At 56.5% G+C, this 19,945-nt stretch carries 22 protein-coding genes; 13 read left to right on the top strand and 9 right to left on the bottom strand.

Annotated features, from left to right (window positions below):
* Positions 1 to 17: 17 nt before the first annotated feature.
* Entirely contained in the window at positions 18 to 977 is a 960-nt protein-coding gene (locus BUC32_RS09565; RefSeq protein WP_073251989.1) for an HpcH/HpaI aldolase/citrate lyase family protein, read from the bottom strand.
* 174 nt (positions 978 to 1,151) lie between these two features.
* Between BUC32_RS09565 and BUC32_RS09560 the strand changes: the two genes are divergently transcribed.
* The 4 genes from BUC32_RS09560 (at position 1,152) to BUC32_RS09545 (ending at position 5,458) form a co-directional block, all read left to right on the top strand.
* Complete coding sequence (locus BUC32_RS09560; RefSeq protein ID WP_073252130.1) at positions 1,152 to 2,396, top strand: MFS transporter; 1,245 nt, start codon at positions 1,152 to 1,154, stop codon at positions 2,394 to 2,396.
* A gap of 150 nt (positions 2,397 to 2,546) precedes the next feature.
* Positions 2,547 to 3,548 (top strand): N-acetyltransferase DgcN, encoded by a 1,002-nt coding sequence (gene dgcN, locus BUC32_RS09555; protein WP_073252129.1) that lies wholly within the window; start codon positions 2,547 to 2,549, stop codon positions 3,546 to 3,548.
* 73 nt (positions 3,549 to 3,621) lie between these two features.
* The gene (dgcA, locus tag BUC32_RS09550) at positions 3,622 to 4,584 is read left to right on the top strand and encodes an N-acetyl-D-Glu racemase DgcA (RefSeq protein WP_073251987.1); all 963 of its coding nucleotides are present in this window, start codon (positions 3,622 to 3,624) and stop codon (positions 4,582 to 4,584) included.
* A 10-nt stretch (positions 4,585 to 4,594) separates the two neighbouring features.
* On the top strand, positions 4,595 to 5,458 hold the full coding sequence (locus tag BUC32_RS09545) for a D-amino-acid transaminase (protein ID WP_073251985.1): 864 nt from the start codon (positions 4,595 to 4,597) through the stop codon (positions 5,456 to 5,458).
* A gap of 72 nt (positions 5,459 to 5,530) precedes the next feature.
* On the opposite strand, the gene BUC32_RS09540 is transcribed toward BUC32_RS09545, so the two are convergent.
* Positions 5,531 to 6,118: a helix-turn-helix domain-containing protein gene (locus BUC32_RS09540; RefSeq protein WP_073251983.1), complete on the bottom strand. Its 588-nt coding sequence runs from the start codon at positions 6,116 to 6,118 to the stop codon at positions 5,531 to 5,533.
* A gap of 166 nt (positions 6,119 to 6,284) precedes the next feature.
* Between BUC32_RS09540 and BUC32_RS09535 the strand changes: the two genes are divergently transcribed.
* The gene (locus BUC32_RS09535) at positions 6,285 to 6,806 is read left to right on the top strand and encodes a fasciclin domain-containing protein (RefSeq protein WP_073251981.1); all 522 of its coding nucleotides are present in this window, start codon (positions 6,285 to 6,287) and stop codon (positions 6,804 to 6,806) included.
* A 162-nt stretch (positions 6,807 to 6,968) separates the two neighbouring features.
* On the opposite strand, the gene BUC32_RS09530 is transcribed toward BUC32_RS09535, so the two are convergent.
* From BUC32_RS09530 to BUC32_RS09515, 4 genes are all read right to left on the bottom strand, one after another.
* Entirely contained in the window at positions 6,969 to 7,286 is a 318-nt protein-coding gene (locus tag BUC32_RS09530; RefSeq protein WP_073252127.1) for a DUF1244 domain-containing protein, read from the bottom strand.
* A gap of 111 nt (positions 7,287 to 7,397) precedes the next feature.
* Positions 7,398 to 7,640, bottom strand: coding sequence for a DUF6868 family protein (locus BUC32_RS09525; protein WP_073251979.1), 243 nt, complete (start codon positions 7,638 to 7,640; stop codon positions 7,398 to 7,400).
* A 129-nt stretch (positions 7,641 to 7,769) separates the two neighbouring features.
* The gene (locus BUC32_RS09520; protein ID WP_073251977.1) at positions 7,770 to 8,117 is read right to left on the bottom strand and encodes a 5-carboxymethyl-2-hydroxymuconate Delta-isomerase; all 348 of its coding nucleotides are present in this window, start codon (positions 8,115 to 8,117) and stop codon (positions 7,770 to 7,772) included.
* A 3-nt stretch (positions 8,118 to 8,120) separates the two neighbouring features.
* Entirely contained in the window at positions 8,121 to 8,864 is a 744-nt protein-coding gene (locus BUC32_RS09515) for an N-formylglutamate amidohydrolase (RefSeq protein ID WP_073251975.1), read from the bottom strand.
* A 117-nt stretch (positions 8,865 to 8,981) separates the two neighbouring features.
* Here BUC32_RS09515 and pyk point away from each other — a divergent pair, with 117 nt between their 5' ends.
* The 4 genes from pyk (at position 8,982) to rplT (ending at position 11,367) form a co-directional block, all read left to right on the top strand.
* Complete coding sequence (gene pyk / locus BUC32_RS09510; protein WP_073251973.1) at positions 8,982 to 10,421, top strand: pyruvate kinase; 1,440 nt, start codon at positions 8,982 to 8,984, stop codon at positions 10,419 to 10,421.
* 35 nt (positions 10,422 to 10,456) lie between these two features.
* A complete protein-coding gene (locus BUC32_RS09505; RefSeq protein WP_073251971.1) occupies positions 10,457 to 10,681 on the top strand; it encodes a hypothetical protein in 225 nt (74 codons plus the stop codon).
* A 108-nt stretch (positions 10,682 to 10,789) separates the two neighbouring features.
* Positions 10,790 to 10,990: a 50S ribosomal protein L35 gene (gene rpmI / locus BUC32_RS09500; protein WP_073251969.1), complete on the top strand. Its 201-nt coding sequence runs from the start codon at positions 10,790 to 10,792 to the stop codon at positions 10,988 to 10,990.
* 11 nt (positions 10,991 to 11,001) lie between these two features.
* Positions 11,002 to 11,367, top strand: coding sequence for a 50S ribosomal protein L20 (gene rplT / locus BUC32_RS09495; RefSeq protein ID WP_073251967.1), 366 nt, complete (start codon positions 11,002 to 11,004; stop codon positions 11,365 to 11,367).
* A 77-nt stretch (positions 11,368 to 11,444) separates the two neighbouring features.
* Here rplT and BUC32_RS09490 read toward each other — a convergent pair whose 3' ends face one another.
* A complete protein-coding gene (locus BUC32_RS09490) occupies positions 11,445 to 12,632 on the bottom strand; it encodes a YbfB/YjiJ family MFS transporter (RefSeq protein WP_073252125.1) in 1,188 nt (395 codons plus the stop codon).
* 208 nt (positions 12,633 to 12,840) lie between these two features.
* Here BUC32_RS09490 and pheS point away from each other — a divergent pair, with 208 nt between their 5' ends.
* Positions 12,841 to 13,911: a phenylalanine--tRNA ligase subunit alpha gene (pheS, locus tag BUC32_RS09485; RefSeq protein WP_073251966.1), complete on the top strand. Its 1,071-nt coding sequence runs from the start codon at positions 12,841 to 12,843 to the stop codon at positions 13,909 to 13,911.
* A gap of 121 nt (positions 13,912 to 14,032) precedes the next feature.
* Positions 14,033 to 14,806, top strand: coding sequence for a type 1 glutamine amidotransferase (locus tag BUC32_RS09480; RefSeq protein WP_073251964.1), 774 nt, complete (start codon positions 14,033 to 14,035; stop codon positions 14,804 to 14,806).
* Positions 14,807 to 14,812: 6 nt separating this feature from the next.
* Here BUC32_RS09480 and BUC32_RS09475 read toward each other — a convergent pair whose 3' ends face one another.
* Both BUC32_RS09475 and BUC32_RS09470 read right to left on the bottom strand, forming a co-directional pair.
* Complete coding sequence (locus BUC32_RS09475; RefSeq protein ID WP_073251963.1) at positions 14,813 to 15,946, bottom strand: DUF2652 domain-containing protein; 1,134 nt, start codon at positions 15,944 to 15,946, stop codon at positions 14,813 to 14,815.
* An 85-nt stretch (positions 15,947 to 16,031) separates the two neighbouring features.
* Positions 16,032 to 16,880 carry a DMT family transporter gene (locus BUC32_RS09470; protein WP_073251961.1) on the bottom strand — a complete coding sequence of 283 codons (849 nt, stop codon included), beginning with the start codon at positions 16,878 to 16,880 and terminating at the stop codon, positions 16,032 to 16,034.
* Between the two features lie 153 nt (positions 16,881 to 17,033).
* Between BUC32_RS09470 and pheT the strand changes: the two genes are divergently transcribed.
* Positions 17,034 to 19,433 (top strand): phenylalanine--tRNA ligase subunit beta, encoded by a 2,400-nt coding sequence (pheT, locus tag BUC32_RS09465; protein ID WP_073251959.1) that lies wholly within the window; start codon positions 17,034 to 17,036, stop codon positions 19,431 to 19,433.
* A 5-nt stretch (positions 19,434 to 19,438) separates the two neighbouring features.
* The gene (locus tag BUC32_RS09460; RefSeq protein WP_073251957.1) at positions 19,439 to 19,885 is read left to right on the top strand and encodes a GNAT family N-acetyltransferase; all 447 of its coding nucleotides are present in this window, start codon (positions 19,439 to 19,441) and stop codon (positions 19,883 to 19,885) included.
* Positions 19,886 to 19,945 lie beyond the last annotated feature (60 nt).

The following is a 19,945-nucleotide window of genomic DNA, read 5'->3' as shown; positions in this document are numbered from 1 at the left end:
ACTCATAAAGAGGAGATTTAGTCCTGGGCAGCCAACTCGGCTTGATCCACGATCACCTGCGCCTGTTTCATCGACGCCTGATCGATCAGCTTGCCCTTATAGGTCACGGCACCCATGCCTGCCGCATTGGCCTTGTCCATCTCGGCGAGAATTTCGCGGGCTTCGGCGACGGCTTCTGCAGAAGGTGTGAAGACCTCATTCGACAGCTTGACTTGCTTTGGGTGGATCGCCCATTTGCCAACCATGCCAAGCGTGGCCGAGCGGCGTGCCTGTGCCACAAAGGCTTCGTCGTCCGAGAAATCACCAAACGGGCCATCAACCGGCAACACGCCATGCGTGCGACACGCTGCGACAATCGCGGTCTGTGCCCAGTGCCATGGGTTGGTGTAATGCTTTTCGCCTTCGTTCAGCATGTAATAGTTGGACTGCGTGCCACCGATGCCAGTGGTTTGCATGCCCATCGACGCGGCATAGTCGGCATAGCCAAGGCTGATCGCCTGCATGCGTGGACTGGCAGCGGCAATCTCTTCGACGTGGGCGATACCAGCGGCGGTTTCGATGATCGCTTCAAAACCGACGGGTTTTTTGCGGCCTTTGGCTTTTTCAACCGCAGCGACCAGTGCTTCAAGCGCATAAACGTCTTCTGCGCAGCCCGCCATTGGCAGCATGATCAGGTCCAGACGGTCCGAGGCGTTTTCCAACAGCTCGACAACATCCTTGTACCAGTGTTCCGTGTCCAGACCGTTGATCCGCACCGACAGGGTCTTATTGCCCCAGTCTACGTCGTGGGTGGCCTGAATGATGTTCTTACGCGCAATATCCTTGTCACCGGGTGCAACACTGTCTTCCAGATCAAGGTTGATCACGTCCGCAGCCGACTTGGCCATTTTTTCGAACAATTCAGTGCGCGACCCGGGGCCAAACAACTGGCAGCGGTTTGGACGGGCAGGGGCGGCAGGTTGCGTGCGAAAGCTCATATGAATTGGTCCTCTTGGTAAGGAAATTACGTTCTGGTTGGGTGAAGCGTTATTAAATTGCGCCCCGGCGCGCAAGCAGATTTTGCACTGCAGCATTCTGTGCCGCAGTGCGGCGGCGTTTTTGTTGCCGCAAACAGACGCGCACAGGATTTCGACACAGTGCAAGGCGATGGAATGAAAAACGCGCTTTATGACAACTGGGCCCTGTTTCTGGGCATGATCATGCTGATGGTGGCCAATGGATTGTTGGTCACTTTGCTGACAATTCGTGGCGCTGGCCTCGGGTTCTCAGATTTGACCATTTCAATCATGCAGGCAGCCTATCCCCTGGGGGCTTTGGCGGGCACGGCGATAGCGCCACGTTTGGTGGAAAAGGTTGGCCATATTCGTGCCTTTTCAGCGCTTGCATCCTTGGTTTCAATCGCGGCAATCCTGCACTTGTTGACCTCAGATCCTGCGACCTGGTCGGCAATGCGGTTTCTGGCGGGCGTGTGTTATCCGGGGCTTTATGTGATTACCGAAAGCTGGCTAAGCGCAAAATCCGAAAACAAGAACCGGGCACAGATCCTGTCGCTCTACTTTATGATCTGGATGGCGGGGCCCGCAATTGGAACCGCACTTGTGGCCGCCCCCGACCCTTCTGGCAATATGCTGTTCGGGTTGGTGTCTATTCTCATATCCCTATCGATCGTGCCGCTTCTTTTGTCGGGCAACAAAGCCCCGGACTACGAAGTGCCAGATCGCATGTCCGTCAGGCGGCTCTATGGAATTTCTCCAACCGCCGTTGTCGGCAATTTCGTCAGCGCCACGGCGGTGGCCGCGTGGTTTATTGCCTTGCCGCTTTTTGCCCTGGCGCGTGGCATGACAACCGCGCAGGCTTCTGGGGTTTTGGTGATTGCCATGATTGTTGGGGCACTGGTGCAGTACCCCGTGGGCTGGATTTCTGACAAGACGGACCGAAGACTTGTCCTTGCGGGGCTCGGCGTGATTGGCGGCGTCACCTGTCTGTGGATGTTTCTGGATGCATCGCCAACCAGTATGATCGTTGGATTTAGCATCCTCGCAGGCGCCAGCCTGCCGATGTATGCGGTCTGCACGGCGCATGCGAATGATCACTTAAAGTCCTCTCAGATTGTGGCCGCGAGCGGCACCATGTTGTTCATTCTGAACGTCGGACAGTTCATCGGCATTCTGATTGGGCCAAATATGGTCAGCATTGCTGACGGAAGAGGGTTCGTGATGTTCCTGTTGGTCCTTTGTTTTATGGTGACTGTGGTCGCTCTGGTACGTCGTGCCCAGGAGGTTGCCCCAGAGGATACCGGCAGCTGGCAGGCCATGCCCGTGCTTGGGGCCCCGCAATCCGGGGTCCTGCAGACCGAATCCCGGTTGGCCGAGGAAGAAGAAGGTAACCTTGACTGACGTGTTGGGAAATTCTTCGAAATATTTCGGAAATAGAGCAAGAAAATCCCCCCAGTGATGGAGAATCCGTCGCCTTTCGTATGCATTTGCCCAAAAAGAAGTGGAAACTATCGCAGAATTTTCACTTCAAGGGGATGATGCGCGATGTCGATGATTGAAACACCGTATTTGCTGTTTTTGGGCGATGCGCCTGACCAACTGGCCGCAAAGGTCGCCCAGGGAATTAAAGACTGGCGTCCTGAAAACGCTGTGGGTCAATTTCGCATGGACGGCTGCAAAGCAGACCTGGGGTTGACGGATATGTCCTTGGAAGACGCCAAAGCGGCAGGTGCCAAAACGCTGGTGATTGGTGTGGCCAACCGGGGCGGTTTGATTTCCAAAGAATGGAAAAAAGAGCTGGTCATGGCGCTGGAAGAGGGCTTTGATCTTGCCTCCGGTTTGCATAACCTGCTGCGCGATGAGCCTGATCTGGTTGCCGTCGCCGAAGCCTGTGGTCGCAGCCTGCACGACGTGCGTGTTCCCGAAGTTGATTACCCAATCGCCAATGGCATTAAGCGCAAGGGCAAACGTTGTCTGGCAGTAGGGACCGATTGTTCCGTGGGCAAAATGTACACCGCGCTGGCCATGGACGCCGAGATGCGCGAGCGCGGTCTGAAATCAACCTTCCGCGCCACTGGCCAGACCGGCATTCTGATCACCGGCGACGGCGTGCCCTTGGATGCCGTGATTGCCGATTTCATGGCCGGATCGGTGGAATGGCTGACCCCGGACAACGATGACGACCACTGGGACCTGATCGAGGGGCAAGGATCATTGTTTCACGTGTCCTATTCCGGCGTGACCATGGCGTTGATCCACGGTGGCCAGCCGGATGCATTGATCCTCAGCCACGAGCCCACCCGCGAACACATGCGTGGCCTGCCGACCTATACACAGCCATCTCTGGCAGAGTTGCGCGACGTGGCGCTGACCTTGGCCAAAGTGGCCAACCCGGATGCGCAAGTGGTGGGCATTTCCGTCAACACCCAGCACATGGGTGAAGCGGATGCGAAATCCTATCTGGCGGGGCTGGAAGAAAGCTTGGGGCTGCCTGCCACCGATCCTTATCGGTTTGGCGCAGGCAAGCTGGTCGACGCCTTGGCGGCGATGTAAGTAGCCGGGAAGGCCGGGGGCGCTGCCCCCGGACCCCCGGGATATTTTTGACCAGATGATGAGGGTTTGAGGTTTGGAAATTTCAGTATCGCGCGATGTGTTTAAGCTGGCACAGGTCTTTACCATTTCACGAGGCTCACGGACCGAATCTAAGGTTCTGACTGTGCGCGTCACCGAAGACGGTGTGACCGGTTGGGGCGAATGTGTGCCCTATGCGCGATATGGAGAGACGTTAGAGAATGTGACGGCGCTGATTGAAGGTGTCAAAGGTCCGGTGTCACGCGCCGGGTTGTACACCTTGCCCGCCGGGGCCGCGCGCAATGCACTGGATTGTGCCTTGTGGGATCTTGAGGCCAAGAAAACTGGCAAACGGGTTTGGGAACTGGCCGGTCTGCCCGCGCCGGGGCCGGAAATCACCGCCTATACCCTGTCACTTGATACGCCTGAGGCGATGCAGGCACAGGCCGCCAAAAATGCGTTCCGTCCGCTGCTCAAGATCAAGCTGGGCACGCCGGATGATATGCCGCGGCTTGAGGCGGTGCGTGCGGGTGCGCCAAAATCGACCATCATTGTGGACGCCAACGAAGGCTGGAGCGCCGAGGTTTACGCTGACCTTGCGCCGCATCTTGTGCGTCTGGGCGTGGCCTTGGTCGAGCAACCTTTGCCTGCCGGTGAAGACGAGGCATTGATTGGGATGGATCGTCCGGTGCCTGTCTGCGCTGACGAAAGCTGTCATGACCGTACCAGCCTGCCGAACCTCAAGGGCAAATACGATGTGGTGAACATCAAACTCGACAAAACCGGCGGGTTGACCGAGGCACTTGCCTTGCGTGATGCAGCACTTGTCGAAGGCTACAAAGTGATGGTCGGCTGCATGGTTGGCTCATCGCTTGCTATGGCCCCGGCGACATTGGTTGCGCAGGGTGCGATGGTAACAGACCTTGACGGGCCGCTTCTGTTGGCCGAAGACCGCGACCAACCTTTGACTTTTGACGATTCCGGAGTGCACCCGCCCGTGGCCGCACTTTGGGGCTAAGGAGACCAACATGACACGCACCGTTTACGTAAATGGCGAATACCTGCCCGAGACTGAAGCCAAGGTTTCCATTTTTGACCGTGGATTTTTGATGGCGGATGCTGTCTACGAAGTGACTTCGGTTCTGGATGGCAAGCTGATTGACTTTGATGGCCACGCCGTGCGTTTGAAACGCTCTCTGGACGAGCTGGACATGGCCGCACCCTGCACCAAGGACGAGCTGCTGGAGATTCACCGCAAGCTGGTTGAAGTTAATGGCATTGTCGAAGGTCTGGTGTATTTGCAGGTGTCGCGTGGGTCCGACGGTGACCGTGATTTTGTATTTCCCGATCCGGAAACGACTAAGCCGACCATCGTATTGTTCACACAAAACAAACCTGGCCTCGCCAACAGCCCGGCAGCGCAAAAAGGCATTTCGGTGATCGCGATTCCCGACATTCGCTGGCATCGCCGTGACATCAAAACCACGCAACTTCTTTACCCATCGATGGGTAAGATGATGGCCAAAAAGGCCGGTGCCGATGACGCCTGGCTGATCGAAGATGGTTATGTGACCGAAGGCACATCAAACAACGCTTATTTCGTGAAAGACGGCAAGATCGTCACCCGCCCGCTGTCGAACGATATCCTGCATGGCATCACCCGTAAGGCCGTCATGCGCATGGCCGAAGAGGCGCAGATGGAAATCGTTGAGCGCCTGTTCACCATCGACGAGGCAAAAGAGGCAGACGAAGCCTTCGTGACCTCGGCCAGCGCTTTTGTCATGCCGGTGGTCTCGATCGACGGGGTGCAACTGGGTGACGGCACACCGGGCCGAATCGCAAAGCGCCTACGCGAGATTTATCTGGAAGAGAGTCTTCAGGCCGCGATCTGAAGCTGGCCAGATTAACGTCTACATTCTGCTGACCTATGGATATCCGTTTCGTATTGGCATTGTGGCATCCTGCTAACCGCATTCTTTGGCAGCGACGACGATTGCGCTGGCTCTGTCTTGGCCACCGCATTTGTATGTGTGGGGATATTGGGAATCGAAATACATCGAGTCACTGGCCCCCAGTTCATGCACTTCGTTGTGAATGGTGATTTTGACTTCGCCGGACAAAACGTAGACCAATTCTATGCCGCTATGCTCGTGCGGAACCGTCGCGGCGGTTCTGGGCATAAACTCGACAAGATAGGCGTCGATTGGTCGATCGTTCACAGCAAAATCCAAACTCTCGAAATAGTAGCTTGGCATGACTTCAGTTGTGTTTGGAAGCTTGATCCGCTTCTTGGCTCGGATGACTGCAAGCGTTGGTTCTTCGCTTTCCTGGAAGAAATGTTCCAAACCCACCCCAAAAACCAACGCGATTTTCATCAATGTCGGAAGCGTCGGAGTAACCTGGCCTCTTTCAATTTTTGACAGCATGCCTGCTGAAAGCCCGGTGTGGTCTCCTAATTGGGCCAGTCCAAGCGATTTGGCAGTCCGTAAGAATCGAATCTTTGGGCCGATTTGGTAGATTCCCAGCCCTTCTGAAAGCACATCACTCAACATTTCGACCTCACTTTTACTTTTGGTTCAACATCGGGGCTTGCATTTTCACCCAAAGAAAAAATAGTTCATAATGCGCAAAATTGCATTGTGGGAACAACTTTTTCACCTCATGACAGTATTACAGCAGCAAATGCGCTGCATGCAATAGCCATGAAAAGGACGAAACATGTTTAACCGCACCCCTCTCGCCACAACTCTCGCCGCCGCCGCTTTCTCTGTTGCTGGTACCTTTGCGAACGCCAGCAACATCGTTGAAATTGCCGCCGGAGATGAACGCTTCTCGACTCTTGTTGCCGCAGTTAGCGCAGCCGGGCTGGCCGAAACCCTGTCGGGCCCGGGCCCATTTACAGTGTATGCGCCTGTCAATGATGCCTTCGCCGCACTGCCAGCAGGCACCGTCGAAACGCTGCTCAAGCCGGAAAACAAGGGCCAGCTCACCAACATCTTGCTATACCACGTCGATGACCGAAACCTGCCCGCTGCACAGATCCCGTCTGGCTCGACCTACTTCAAACCGGTTCTGGCCGACAAGCGTCTGTGTATCACCAAATCGTCTGACGGTGTCACGATTGCGGACGGCACGGGCGATGTCGCCAATGTCATCATCGCTGATATCCAAGCTGACAATGGCGTGATCCATGTGATTGATAAGGTGCTGATCCCTGGGGCGCGTCCAAACTGCCACTGACGCCTTTGGCATGCACACCAAACGCCCTCGGTCAAACCGGGGGCGCATCCATTTTGAGACGGGTATGCAAAACCGCTCTCACGATGTGAGAAAATAGTCGTTTGGAAAATCGAAGCGAAGATCCGGAAAGCTCGAAAGGCAGATACTTCCGAGCGCTCCGACTTAGCCTTTGTCTTCGCCCACGTTCTCGGCAAAGGCCACTTTGAATTCGGCCTGCTTTTCGGCACTGGCGTCGGTCTGGTAGGTGGCCTTCCATTCGTCCATGGTCATGCCGTAGTAGATTTCGCGGGCTTGGGTTTTGTCCATTTCGATGCCGCGTTCATTGGCGGCCTCTTGGTACCAACGCGACAAGCAGTTGCGGCAAAACCCGGCTAGGTTCATCATGTCGATGTTTTGCACGTCCGTGCGCTTTTCCATCAGGTGGGCGCGCAACGTGCGAAAGGCCGCAGCTTCTATTTCGATCTGGGTTTGTTTGTCGATGTTCATCAGGTCAGCTCCGGTAAATGGGTTTTGCCAAGTTTTGTGCGGACGAGCCATTCGCCACAAGACAAAGGCCCCCGGGGGGCCTTTGTAGTCGGTATATTCCTATGGCTATCCTGCGAAACGCAGCGCCAGATAGGGTGCCAGTGACAACACGATTGTCGCCACTTTGTACTGTGCGAGATAGTTGAAATAGGCGTTGTGCACGTCCTTTTCATCCATCTTGAACATCCGCATATGAATGGACGTTATCCAGTCGCGCATTGCCAGCACAGCGATGCCGGAGACCGCCAGCAGAGCAAAGTTGATAACGGTCATCCAGCCGAAAAAGGCGGTTAGGATTTCATATGTCATAGCGGTCTCCTTTCTTGAGAAACAGCGTGTCTTGCTTGCCTGAAATATGGGGGCTCGTAGGCGATGCTGCAAGAATTTGCAGCTTTGTTCGCCATGCCGATGACGCCGCGTTACGTCCCTCAAGGGCGTTCAGAGCGTGCGCTTTACATAAGTCGCCGCGTCCATTTCCACAGGTTCAACGCTCAGGCTGCCGACCTTCGGGAGGTGACGTTCCAGAGCTTTCAGCAAAGCACCCGCCAAGTCTGCTTTGGTCTCGGATGAGCGACCAGGCAATAGGCGCAATTCAAGGTGGGCAAAGGTCTCGGGCGACACGCCACTGCGCAGATGCTGACAGGCATTGCTGCGCACCTTCACCGCACTGGGGTTGGCCGAGATGGCGGGGTGCGCGCAGGCGGTCTCAAACAGATCATCGACGAGTGCCTGCAGGTCATGTGAAGTCGCCAGCTCGGCGGAATGCTCAAGGATCAGATGGGGCATCGTTCATAGTCCTGTGGTCTCAAGTACGTCCGTGAAAATGGGCGCAAGGCGCTCGGCCCAGGATATCTGGCCCTCTTGTGTTGCAATCACGTCCTGTCGCAATTCGATCAGTGCGTTCAGCCGCCCGTCCTGAAATGCATGCTGATCCACTGAGTCACCCGGCAAATGGCCTGCGTAGGGCTCATTGTCACCGACCGTCAGGTCACTTTCCTGCATCAGGCGTTCAACCAGTGGCACGCCAAAGCGTTCATTCTGAGGGGCGTGCAGAATGCCAATTTCCCAAGGTCGTGGCGACCGGCCATTCAACTTGGGTGAAAAGCTGTGCATGGCGATGATGATGACATCGTCGCGGGCGCCGGCCAAGGCGCTTAACGCCTTGTGGTAGGGGCGGTAATACGCATTTTTACGGCGTTCGATTTCAACATCGTCAATGTGCCGGTTGGCTGGAATAATAGTGCCATCATAAAGATGCATCACCAAAGTCGGATCATCTTCGCCCCGGTTGGGATCAATCACCAAACGCGAAAAGTTTGACGCAATCACCGGAGCATCCAGCAATTCCCCCAAACGCAACGAACAGCCCAAAGCACCGACATCATAGGCGATGTGGCGGTTCATGTCTGCGGGGTTCAAGCCCAGATCGCCGCCGTTGATTTCGACAGGCACATGGTTTGATGCGTGATCCACGGTAATCAACCAACGTGATTTACGTTCGGCGCCGTGGATGTAAAAAGGGTGGTAAGTCATATTCGTGTCGTATCCTTCAGCAAAAGACTTAGGCCAGTTGCTTAGGAAATGGAAATAGCCGATAAGCGACGCGAGCAATGTTAGCGATAACAATTTGGCGCAGGGGCGCAAAAACTGATGAGACGTTTAAGAAATGTGAAAATCGTGGCCACTTTGGGCCCGGCAAGTGAAACCTACGACATGATCCGCGCGTTGCACGAGGCCGGCGCGGACGTGTTTCGTCTGAACATGAGCCACGGCAGCCATGACGAGATTCGTGAAAAGCACCGGATTATTCGTCAGATCGAGAAAGATCTGGCAAGCCCGATTGCCATTCTTGCGGACCTTCAGGGGCCAAAACTTCGTGTCGGTGTTTTTGCCAATGACAGCGAAGAGCTTGAAGAAGGCGCCAAGTTCCGGCTGGACCTGAATTCTGCCGAAGGCGATGCAAGCCGGGTTTGCCTGCCACATGCCGAGATTTTTCAGGCTTTGAAAGTTGGATCGTCTTTATTGGTCAATGACGGCAAAATTCGGTTGAAGGTTGAAGATTGCGGACCCGATTTTGCGGATTGTGTGGTTGTTGCCGGAGGCACTATTTCCGATCGCAAGGGCGTGAACGTGCCGGATGTGGTCCTGCCTCTTGCGGCGCTTTCGGAAAAAGACCGGGACGATCTGGAATTTGTTTGCGGTTTGGGCGTGGATTGGCTCGCGCTGAGTTTTGTGCAGCGCGCCGAAGACGTCAATGAAGCGCGTGAATTGGCGCAAGGGCGTGCTTCGATCCTTTCCAAAATTGAGAAACCCGCCGCCGTTGAACACTTTGACGCCATTCTCGCGGCGTCGGATGGCATTATGGTGGCTCGCGGTGATTTGGGTGTGGAACTGCCCGTCAGTAGCGTGCCGCCCATCCAGAAACGCCTTGTGCGCAAATGTCGGTTTGCGGCCAAACCGGTGATTGTGGCCACCCAAATGCTCGAAAGCATGATCGAAAGCCCGATGCCCACGCGGGCAGAAGTCTCGGATGTGGCCACCGCCATTTACGAAGGTGCAGATGCCATCATGTTGTCTGCGGAATCTGCGGCCGGGAGCTATCCCATCGAAGCGGTCACCACAATGAACGACGTGGCCGTCGAAGTAGAGCGCGATTCAACATATCGTCAGGTGATCGAAGCCTCGCGGAGTGCACCACGTTCCAGCGTGGCTGACGCGATAGTGGCCGCCGCTCGGGAAGTGGCAGAAACCACACCGATCAAGGCCATCTGCTGTTTTACAGAATCAGGCACCACTGCGCTTTTGACCGCGCGCGAACGGCCTCGTGTTCCGATCATCGCTCTGACATCCTTGCGCGGGACCGCACGCCGTCTGGCTCTGAGTTGGGGCACAAACTGTGTCATCGCCGAGGACGTCAGCCGCTTTAAGATGGCCGTGGTATCCGCGGCACGTGCCGCCACCCAAGGTGGCTTTGCCGGACCCGAAGACCAGATCGTGGTGACCGCTGGTCTGCCGTTCAATGTGCCCGGAACTACAAATATCCTTAGGGTTGCGCCCTGTGATGAACGTTTGATTTTCAACATGGAATAAGAGTAACTTCGCCTGCAGAAGATAAGGCAGGCAGAATGTTTACTGACTATTTGTTGACGATTGGACTTGTTCTGGGGCTGTTTTCAATTCCTGCAATGCTGTCGGCCTATGCGGACCGGCGCACGCCACGAACGTCGATGGCGGCGTTCATTCTGTCGGTTGCCATTCTCGCTCTGGCCTATGCAAGGCATCCGGGTGGATACGCGGTAGCAGATGTGCCCAATGTGGTGTTCACCGTGATCGCCGATATCATCAAATAACCCCTTGCCCCTTTGGGGTTTGGGACGTATATGGGCGCTTCTATCCGCGCGACCGGCCTGAGTGGCATGCCGAGTCGTGTTTGAAACCGACTACTTAAGGAGACGGAAATGCCCAAGATGAAGACAAAGTCGAGCGCTAAAAAGCGCTTTAAGGTGACAGCCACAGGCAAAGTCATCGGCGGACAGGCTGGCAAACGCCACGGCATGATCAAGCGGACCCGCAAATTTATCCGTAACGCTCGGGGGACAACTACTTTGTCGACACCCGATGCCAAGATCATCAAGGGCTTTATGCCCTACGACCGCTAAGGAGAGCTGATATGTCCCGAGTAAAAGGTGGTACAGTCACCCACGCCCGTCACAAGAAGATCATCAAAGCCGCAAAAGGCTATTATGGTCGTCGCAAGAACACCTTCAAGGTCGCGTCGCAAGCCGTCGACAAGGCGAACCAATACGCAACCCGTGACCGCAAGAATCGCAAGCGCAATTTCCGCGCGTTGTGGATCCAGCGGATCAACGCGGCTGTGCGTTCGCACGACGAAGCGCTGACATATTCGCGTTTCATCAACGGCCTGAACCTGGCCGGCATCGAAGTGGACCGCAAGGTACTGGCCGATCTGGCTGTACACGAGCCTGATGCTTTTGGTGCAATCGTGAAGCAAGCACAGGACGCATTGGCAGCCTAAGCCAACGTTCAACAGATTTGAGAAACCCCGTCAGTTCCGCTGGCGGGGTTTTTCTTTTGTCGGGTCCTTGTGATGTCTCACTGTTCAAGCGGCTTTTGCAGCAAGGCAAATGCGGCTCCGATCAACAGGATGCCCGCCGCAACCAACAGGCTGGTGCCGATATTGCCTGACAGATCCCCGACCCATCCCGCCGCATAAGGCCCGATAGTCTGGGCCACGGCGAATACGACAGTGAAAAAGCTGATTGCAGTCCCCCAGCTTTCTGGCGGCAGGTTTTGCCGGGAGAAATTGGTAACAGCCCCCGGCGCCATAAAGACCGAAAGCCCAAAGACCACAGCTGAGATCAGCAACGCAGGGCCGTTTGGCAAGATCACCGGCAGGGCTGACCCGATGGCAATCCCTGTGAGGATCATCGCAAGCGGCAGGCCAGAGGCGTAGCGCGCGAGAATGGGCCTCCAGACAATGGGCGAGGCCGAAATGCACAGCCCAAGAATGACCCAGACCAAGGCTATGAACCCGGCACTGGCAGATTGTTCAGTCATCCATGCCGACAGGAAAGTCAGATAGACGATGTAGCCCAACCCAAAGCCCGCGTAGCCCGCCAGTTCTGGCAGTATGCGGCGGATCGGGAGGGGCGGGGCCTTACTGTCGGCCTGACGGGGGGCATGTAGCTGCCGTGCTGCCCAAAGCCCCAAAGGCAGGAACAAAAGGCTGGTCGCGCCGATCATGACCCAGCCGAACGGCCACGACCCATACCCAAAGGTGCCGAGCATCAGGGGCAACGCGGCACCTGCCAGAACGATGCCAAACCCGCCACCCGAGCCAAACAGAATGGCAATGGCCAGAGCGTTGCGTTTGGGATCGTCGCGAAACAACTGGGCTGTGAGAGCGCCTGCGGTTGAGAAAGACATCGCCCCGAAAACACCGGCCAACACCCGCCACAGGGTTTGCCACCACAAGGCGGCGTAAAGCCCCGTGGCCAGCAGAGACAGAGTGGTCGCCAAAAGACCAAAGGCAAACAACCGGGAGGGAGAGGCGCGGTGGATCAATATCATGGTCGCCACCGCACCCACGATATAGCCAATGGCATTGGCCGTATTCAGCCACCCGGCCTGCGCATAGTTCCATCCCATCTCGGACTTCATGGCGGGCAGCAGAAGACCATAGGCAAAGCGGGCAAAGCCGTTGGTCACGGTCACGCCAAGAGCGAGACCAATGAGGACGAGCCATGGATGGTTTGGCTGTGAGGCGGAAGTTGTTGTCATGTGACCCTTGCGTTTCTTCATAGGGGTACCTGCGGCTTTGGGGGGGCGCAATCCAAATGTGCGCCTGAAGGCGCGCAGGGTGTCTCGGGTCCGCGGGACCCTCGGATGTGCCTCCGGCGGGAGTATTTGGGCCAAGGTGAAGCCCATTGGCTTGCAATCATGCGCTGGTCTCGCTAGCAGGGGCACGAAGTTTCTAAGGGCCCGGGACATGGAAGAACTGCGCAAAAAGTATATCGAGGCGATCTCAGACGCCGCTGACGAAGCCTCACTTGAGGATCTTCGGGTGCAGGCCGTGGGTAAAAAGGGCGAAGTGTCGTTGAAGATGCGCGAACTGGGCAAGATGACCCCGGAAGAACGCCAAGTCGCGGGCCCGGCGCTGAATGCGCTGAAAGACGAGATCAATTCGGCACTGGCTGCGAAGAAAGCGGCGCTCGCCGATGCGGCACTTGATGCGCGCCTGAAGACCGAATGGCTGGATGTGACCTTGCCCGGACGAGGCCGTCGTCAGGGGACGATTCACCCGGTCAGCCAGGTCATGGAAGAGGTCACCGCGATTTTTGCCGACATGGGGTTTGCCGTGGCCGAGGGCCCGCAGATCGAAACCGACTGGTACAACTTTGATGCGCTGAACATTCCCGGTCACCACCCCGCGCGGGCCGAGATGGACACGTTCTATACGCACCGTGCCGAGGGCGACGATCGCCCGCCGCATGTGTTGCGCACCCATACCTCGCCCGTGCAGATCCGCACCATGGAAAAGACCGGAGCGCCGATCCGCATCATTTGTCCGGGTCGTGTATACCGCGCCGATTACGACCAGACCCACACGCCGATGTTCCATCAGGTCGAAGGGCTTGCGCTGGGCAAAGACATTTCCATGGCGAACCTCAAATGGGTGCTGGAAGAGTTCTTCTCAGCGTTCTTTGGCACCCATGTGGAAACCCGTTTCCGCGCCTCGCACTTCCCGTTTACTGAGCCCTCGGCCGAGGTTGATATCCAGTGTTCGTGGCAGGATGGCACCGTGAAAGTGGGCGAAGGCGATGACTGGCTTGAGGTTCTTGGATCCGGCATGGTGCACCCCAAGGTGCTCGAGGCCGGTGGCATTGATCCCAATGAATACCAGGGCTTTGCCTTTGGGATCGGCATCGACCGTCTGGCGATGTTGAAATACGGCATCCCCGATCTGCGCGCGTTCTTTGACAGCGACCTGCGCTGGCTGCGCCACTATGGCTTTGCGTCTCTGGATCAGCCGACGCTGCATGGTGGGTTGTCGCGCTAGCCTTGGATCGGGCCAATTTGTCCGACCACCTCAACGCCGCCTTCCAACCTTCTAATGTCGCGGATGTCTGGGACTATGATGACCCCTGCGCTACCCTTCTTCCCCAAGAAGGAGCGCGCCCATGACCACCATTCTCATTATCGAAGGCCATTCGCCTGAAACCGTTCAACAGGGGCGCTCTTATGCGGCGTCTTTTCTGTCGGTTCTGATGGCGATTGATCCGGGGCTGCGGATCAGGGTGCAGAACCCCAATCTCAGGCCGGTTACAGCGGACGATTTCACAGGTGTCGACGGGGTGGTGTTTACCGGTTCAGCGGTGGAATGGAACACCTCGGATCCAAGGGGCAAACCGCAGGCTGACGCCATGAAGGCTGCGTTTGCAGAAAAACTGCCTTGTTGGGGATCGTGCAACGGGCTGCAATTGCTGGCAACGGTTCTGGGGGGCACAGTTGGGGCGTCGCCAAACGGGCATGAATCTGGTCTGGCGCGCGATATCCGACTGACAGAGGCGGGCAAATCCCACCCGATGATGGCAGGACGACAGGATGGCTTTGCTTCACCTTGTATTCACCGCGATGAAATTCAAACGCTGCCTAAGGGCGCTGTCCTGATGGCCGGAAATGCGCATTCACCGGTGCAGGCGGTGGCCTATAAAGTGGATGGGATCGATTTTTGGGGCACGCAGTATCATCCCGAACTGACCCCGGAAGATATCGCAGGCGCTTTGGCACGGGTCGATGCGGACAAACATGCAGAAAAAATCGCTGATTTGATGGCCGCATCCACTGACCCGGATGCAGCCGCCAGATTGGGCACGACGCCAGACGCGATGGGCTTGCCAGACCGCACCCGTGAATTGTCTAACTGGCTGGAACACGTCAAAGCGCGGGCCTAAGGTCAGTTACTCGGCCGCAAATGCCTTGGCCTCGGCCGCCATTTTCTCGCCCAACGCTTTCATCCGATTGATGCGGTTTTCTTTGTCCGGTTCGATGATGCTTAGAAGCATTTTTTTGGTTTTTCCCACACTGAACTTGCCGATGAACGTGCTTGATGTGGGGGAAGTAAAGCGGATTTTGACCAGCGTGCCATCGCCCATTTCGACCAGCTCGTTGGTTTCCAGCATGCTCAGACCCTTGGCCATGTTATAGCGGCCCGTTGCGTATTCACCGGGGTACCAATCCACAATTTCAAACGGGAAAATCGCATCTCCATGGTAACAGTGATAGGTCGTGCCCGGTTCGATTTTTCCATTGTTGGTCTCAATCAATTCCACCTTGTCCGAGCCAAGCCATTCGCCACGCAGGTCGGGCCGGGTGCAGATGGTAAAGGCCACCTCTGGTGACACCGGCAGGGGGATTATCCATTCGTCCATCAACAGATCATCGCCGGGTTCCACAAACGTGCGTTGCGTGGTGCGGCGGCGGTCCCAAGCGGCGCGCATATCACGCACCACGTACTCGACTTCGCCAATGTGTTCGATCTCTTCGGTGTGAAACTCGGAGTCGCTAAAGTATTCCTTCATCTCCATCGCGCGCAGCGCATCACAGGAAATCAGCGTATAGGCATTCATACCGGTACGTTCTTTGACCTTGTTCTTGAGCAGGCGAAAGGCGGTGATCACATCCTGGCCGGCCAATTCCTCGCGGTCCCCGGTTTTCTGGATCACACAGTCGCCGTGATGCACAACAATTTTCAACTCCAACCCGTCCACAGTCGAGCACGCATCGCAGGGGCAGCTGGTGTTCAGGATCATCTTTTCTTTGCTGCGGGCAAAAACGCAGTACAGCTGCTCTGAAAAATCAAGGATGAACTGTTTGGTCATCACATCGGTTTCAAAAGCATAGGCAAATATGGCGTCACCCTGCAAACCAGAGATCATCAATGGAGATCGCACCGCAGGCACCAGATCGCCAAACAAAGATTCAAGTATGCCCTTGGCGTGTTCGATGGCGGTTTCGGCCATGAACTTCGTGTAGCCGGATATATCAGCAATCACGAAAAATGCGGTCTTAACACCGCCGTCTTGCGTCGTCATTTTTGTCACCCCTGAAGCTCTCTCCCAATCACTATGCGTCAGGCGCGGGGGAAAACACAGGAAAAAGGTGATTGGGAAATAGATGTTAAGTTCTGGCAAACCGCAACAACGCGGCCCCCAGCAAAGTTACGAAGGTCGACAATAGTTTGGCGAGGTTCAGTCTTTCCTTGAGGAAAAATACGCCAATCAGCAGGGCAAAAACAATGCTGGTTTCACGCAGGGCTGTGACCAATGCGATAGGGGCTTGGGTAAAGGCCCAGGTGACCAGGGCATAGGCCACAAATGATGCCCCCCCGCCGATAAAGAACACTTTGCGTCCATGGCGGGCCATATCGGTCAAGGTCACCGGGCGAAGGATCAGAAAATACACAACCATGATGGCCGCGTTGCCGATGGACAGCCACGCGTAGTACCCCACCGAAGTTCCGGCAAGCCGCGCGCCGATGCCGTCGATCAACGAATATGAGGCGATGAACACACCGGTACCCAAAGCAAACAAGGCCGCCTTGTTGTTGCGCATCCCATCAGCGTGCCGGGTGAGCGACAGGCTCAGGATGCCCACGCCAATGATCAAGATGGCCGCAATTTCCATCGGAACCAAAACGACGCCCAGCACTGTCACCGACACCAGCGCGACGATCAATGGCGCCGATCCGCGCGCAATAGGGTAGACCTGTGTGAGGTCGCCAACCTTGTACGATTGCAGCAAAAATAGCTGATACCCCACATGCAACAGAATGCCGGCTGCGAGATAGCCAAAACTCTCGGCGGCAGGGGTGGGCACAAACATCAACGCCACCACTGCAAAGGGCACATGCCCAATCGCCACCGCTGCGATGCCGACATATTTGTCTGCCCCACCCTTGACCAAGGCGTTCCATGACGCGTGCAATATGGCGGCACCGATCACGGCAAAAAAGACGGTTGTGGACATGGGCGTGCCTCGGGTTTGGTTTGCCTGACGCTAGACCACAGGTCAGCGTCCCACAATCACCAAACGCATGTTCAAACTCTATTGCACCCTTTCCCCTGTGCGCCATATCCGCTAAAGCCCTTCTGACCCAAGATTTACTGGCGGAACCGACCGATGAAATTCACACTTTCCTGGCTGAAAGATCACCTCGACACCGAGGCAAGCATTGATGAAATCCTTTATGCCCTGACCGATCTGGGTCTCGAGGTCGAAGAGGTCATCAATCCCGCCGAGCGGCTCAAGGACTTTACCATCGGCAAGGTGCTGCATGCCGAAAAGCACCCCGATGCGGACAAGCTTCGGGTATGTAAGGTCGCCACCGACGAAGGCGAATTGCAGATCATCTGTGGCGCTCCGAATGCGCGCACCGGGATCACCGTGGTTGTGGCCAAACCGGGCGTTTATGTGCCGGGCATCGACACCACCATTGGTGTTGGCAAAATCCGTGGCATCGAAAGCTATGGTATGATGGCCTCTGAACGCGAGATGGAGCTGTCAGACGAGCACGATGGCATTATTGAACTGCCCTCAGGCGAAGTCGGCGACCGTTTTGTTGATTGGCTGGCCGAAAATGACCCTGCCAAAGTCGACGCGGTGATCGATATCGCCATCACACCCAACCGCCCCGATGCGCTGGGCGTGCGTGGCATCGCATTGGACCTCGCCGCGCGGGGCCTTGGCACCATGAAACCTGCCAAAACCGCCGATATCAAAGGGGGCTACCCAAGCCCGATTGGCATCAGCATTGACGACGACACTCGCGAAAAAGGCTGTGAAGTCTTTGCGGGTCGTTTGATTAAGAATGTGAAAAACGGCCCCAGCCCCGAATGGTTGCAGGACCGCCTGCGCGCCATCGGTCTGCGTCCGATTTCTGCGCTTGTCGATGTGACCAACTTTTTCACCTATGATCGCAATCGCCCGCTGCACGTGTTTGACGCTGACAAGGTCAACGGCAATCTGCGCGTACACCGCGCCAAGGGTGGTGAAACTCTCGTGGGTCTGGACGAGAAGGAATACACCTTCTCCGAAGGTCAGGTGGTGATTTCGGACGACAAGAACATCGAATCCATCGCGGGCATCATGGGGGGGCTGGCCACAGGCTGCACCGAAACCACGACCAACGTATTTGTCGAAGCCGCTGTCTGGGACACCATCCAGATCGCCTATACTGGCCGCGCGCTTAAGATCAATTCAGACGCGCGTTACCGCAACGAACGCGGCATCGACCCGGCCTTCAACATGGAAGCCGTTGATCTGGCCACGCAGATGATTATCGACATGTGCGGTGGTGAGCCGTCCGATGTGGTTGTCGCAGGCGAAGTGCCCGACGTGAGCCGCGCCTACAAGCTGGATACAGATCGTGTGCAATCTCTGGTCGGCATGGAAATTCCAGCCGAACAACAGGTAAAAACGCTGACCGATTTGGGGTTTGTCATCAAAGGCGACATGGCCCATGTGCCCAGCTGGCGCCCCGACGTCAAAGGCGAGGCTGATCTGGTCGAAGAGGTCGCCCGTGTGGCCTCTCTGACCAAGCTAATCGGCAAACCAATGGCCCGCGTACAGGCTGGTCTGCCGGAAATGATCCTGTCGCCAATGCAAAAACGCGAGCAGATCGCGCGGCGCACCACGGCGGCGCTGGGCTATAATGAATGCGTCACCTACAGCTTTATCGACCGCAAATCTGCTGACCTGTTTGGCGGCGGGTCGGATGCGACCATGCTGGAAAACCCGATTTCTTCGGAAATGTCCCACATGCGTCCCGACCTTTTGCCGGGTCTGTTGCAGGCCGCAGCCCGCAATCAGGCGCGTGGCTTTGCGGATATGGCTTTGTTTGAATGTGGCTCAGCCTTTCAGGGTGGCGAACCCGGCGAGCAGAGCTTGCAGGTGACCGGTCTGTTGGTGGGCAAAACAGTGGCCAAAGACGTGCATGGCGAAAGCCGCGGCGTTGACCTCTATGACGCCAAAGCCGACGCCGAAGCGATCCTGTCTGCCATCGGCGCCCCTGCCAAAGTGCAAATCCTGCGCGGTGCGGACGCATGGTGGCATCCCGGTCGCCACGGCAAAATCTGCCTTGGCCCGAAAAAGGTTCTGGGTATTTTCGGTGAACTGCACCCAAAAGTGCTTGCTGAGATGGACGTCAAAGGTCCAGCCGTGGCCTTTACGCTTTATCCCGAGGACATCCCCCTGCCGCGCAAAAAGTCGGCCAGCCGGGGCGCTGTCACCATGAACGATCTGCAAGCGGTTGAGCGTGACTTTGCCTTTGTTGTCGACAAAGAGGTCGAAGCGCTGAACCTCGTGAATGCCGCTGGCGGTGCCGACAAGGTGCTGATCGAGAGCGTGCGCGTGTTTGATGAATTCATCGGCGGCAGCCTTGGCGATGACAAGAAATCCATTGCGGTCACGGTGCGTTTGCAGCCGACCGAAAAGACGTTGAAAGAAGCTGATATAGAAGCAGTTTCTGCCAAGATCGTCGAAAAGGTAACCAAGGCCACTGGCGGCACCCTGCGCGGATAACGTCGATGCCCGGTTTTGAAATCCAAAGAGCCGTTCCCGAACAGGGCGCGGCTCTTTGCGGTTTGCTGGAAGCCGCCTATCAACCGTATCGCGATCGCGGCGTTGCCCTGCCGGATGTGACCAACGGGCTGGCGGACGAGATTGCCGCAGGCCGTGTCTGGGTCGCAATGGCCCCCACAGGCCTTTTCGGTCTTTTGAACCTCAGCTTGTCCCTTCCCGCAGCCCATCTCATCAATGTCGCCGTGTCACCTGTGGCCAAAGGGCAGGGTGTCGGCGGAGCTTTGATCCGGTTTGCCGTGCGGCTGGCCACAGATGCGGGCTGTGAAACCCTCGATCTGGCCACGCATGCAGACCTCTGTGAGAACATCGCGCTCTATACGCATCTTGGTTGGGAGACCACCGACACGGGCGTATCACGCGTGCGAATGACCAAACGCCTGACCACCCTCTGAACGGTCTTCAACATTTCCCTGAAACGCTTTCGGTCCCTGCGGGGTTCAATTTTCAGCGCC

Origin of the sequence: Shimia gijangensis (assembly GCF_900142085.1) — a bacterium.
In the GTDB taxonomy this organism is placed as follows: Bacteria; Pseudomonadota; Alphaproteobacteria; order Rhodobacterales; family Rhodobacteraceae; genus Shimia; species Shimia gijangensis.
This window is presented reverse-complemented; position numbering and strand designations above follow the sequence as displayed.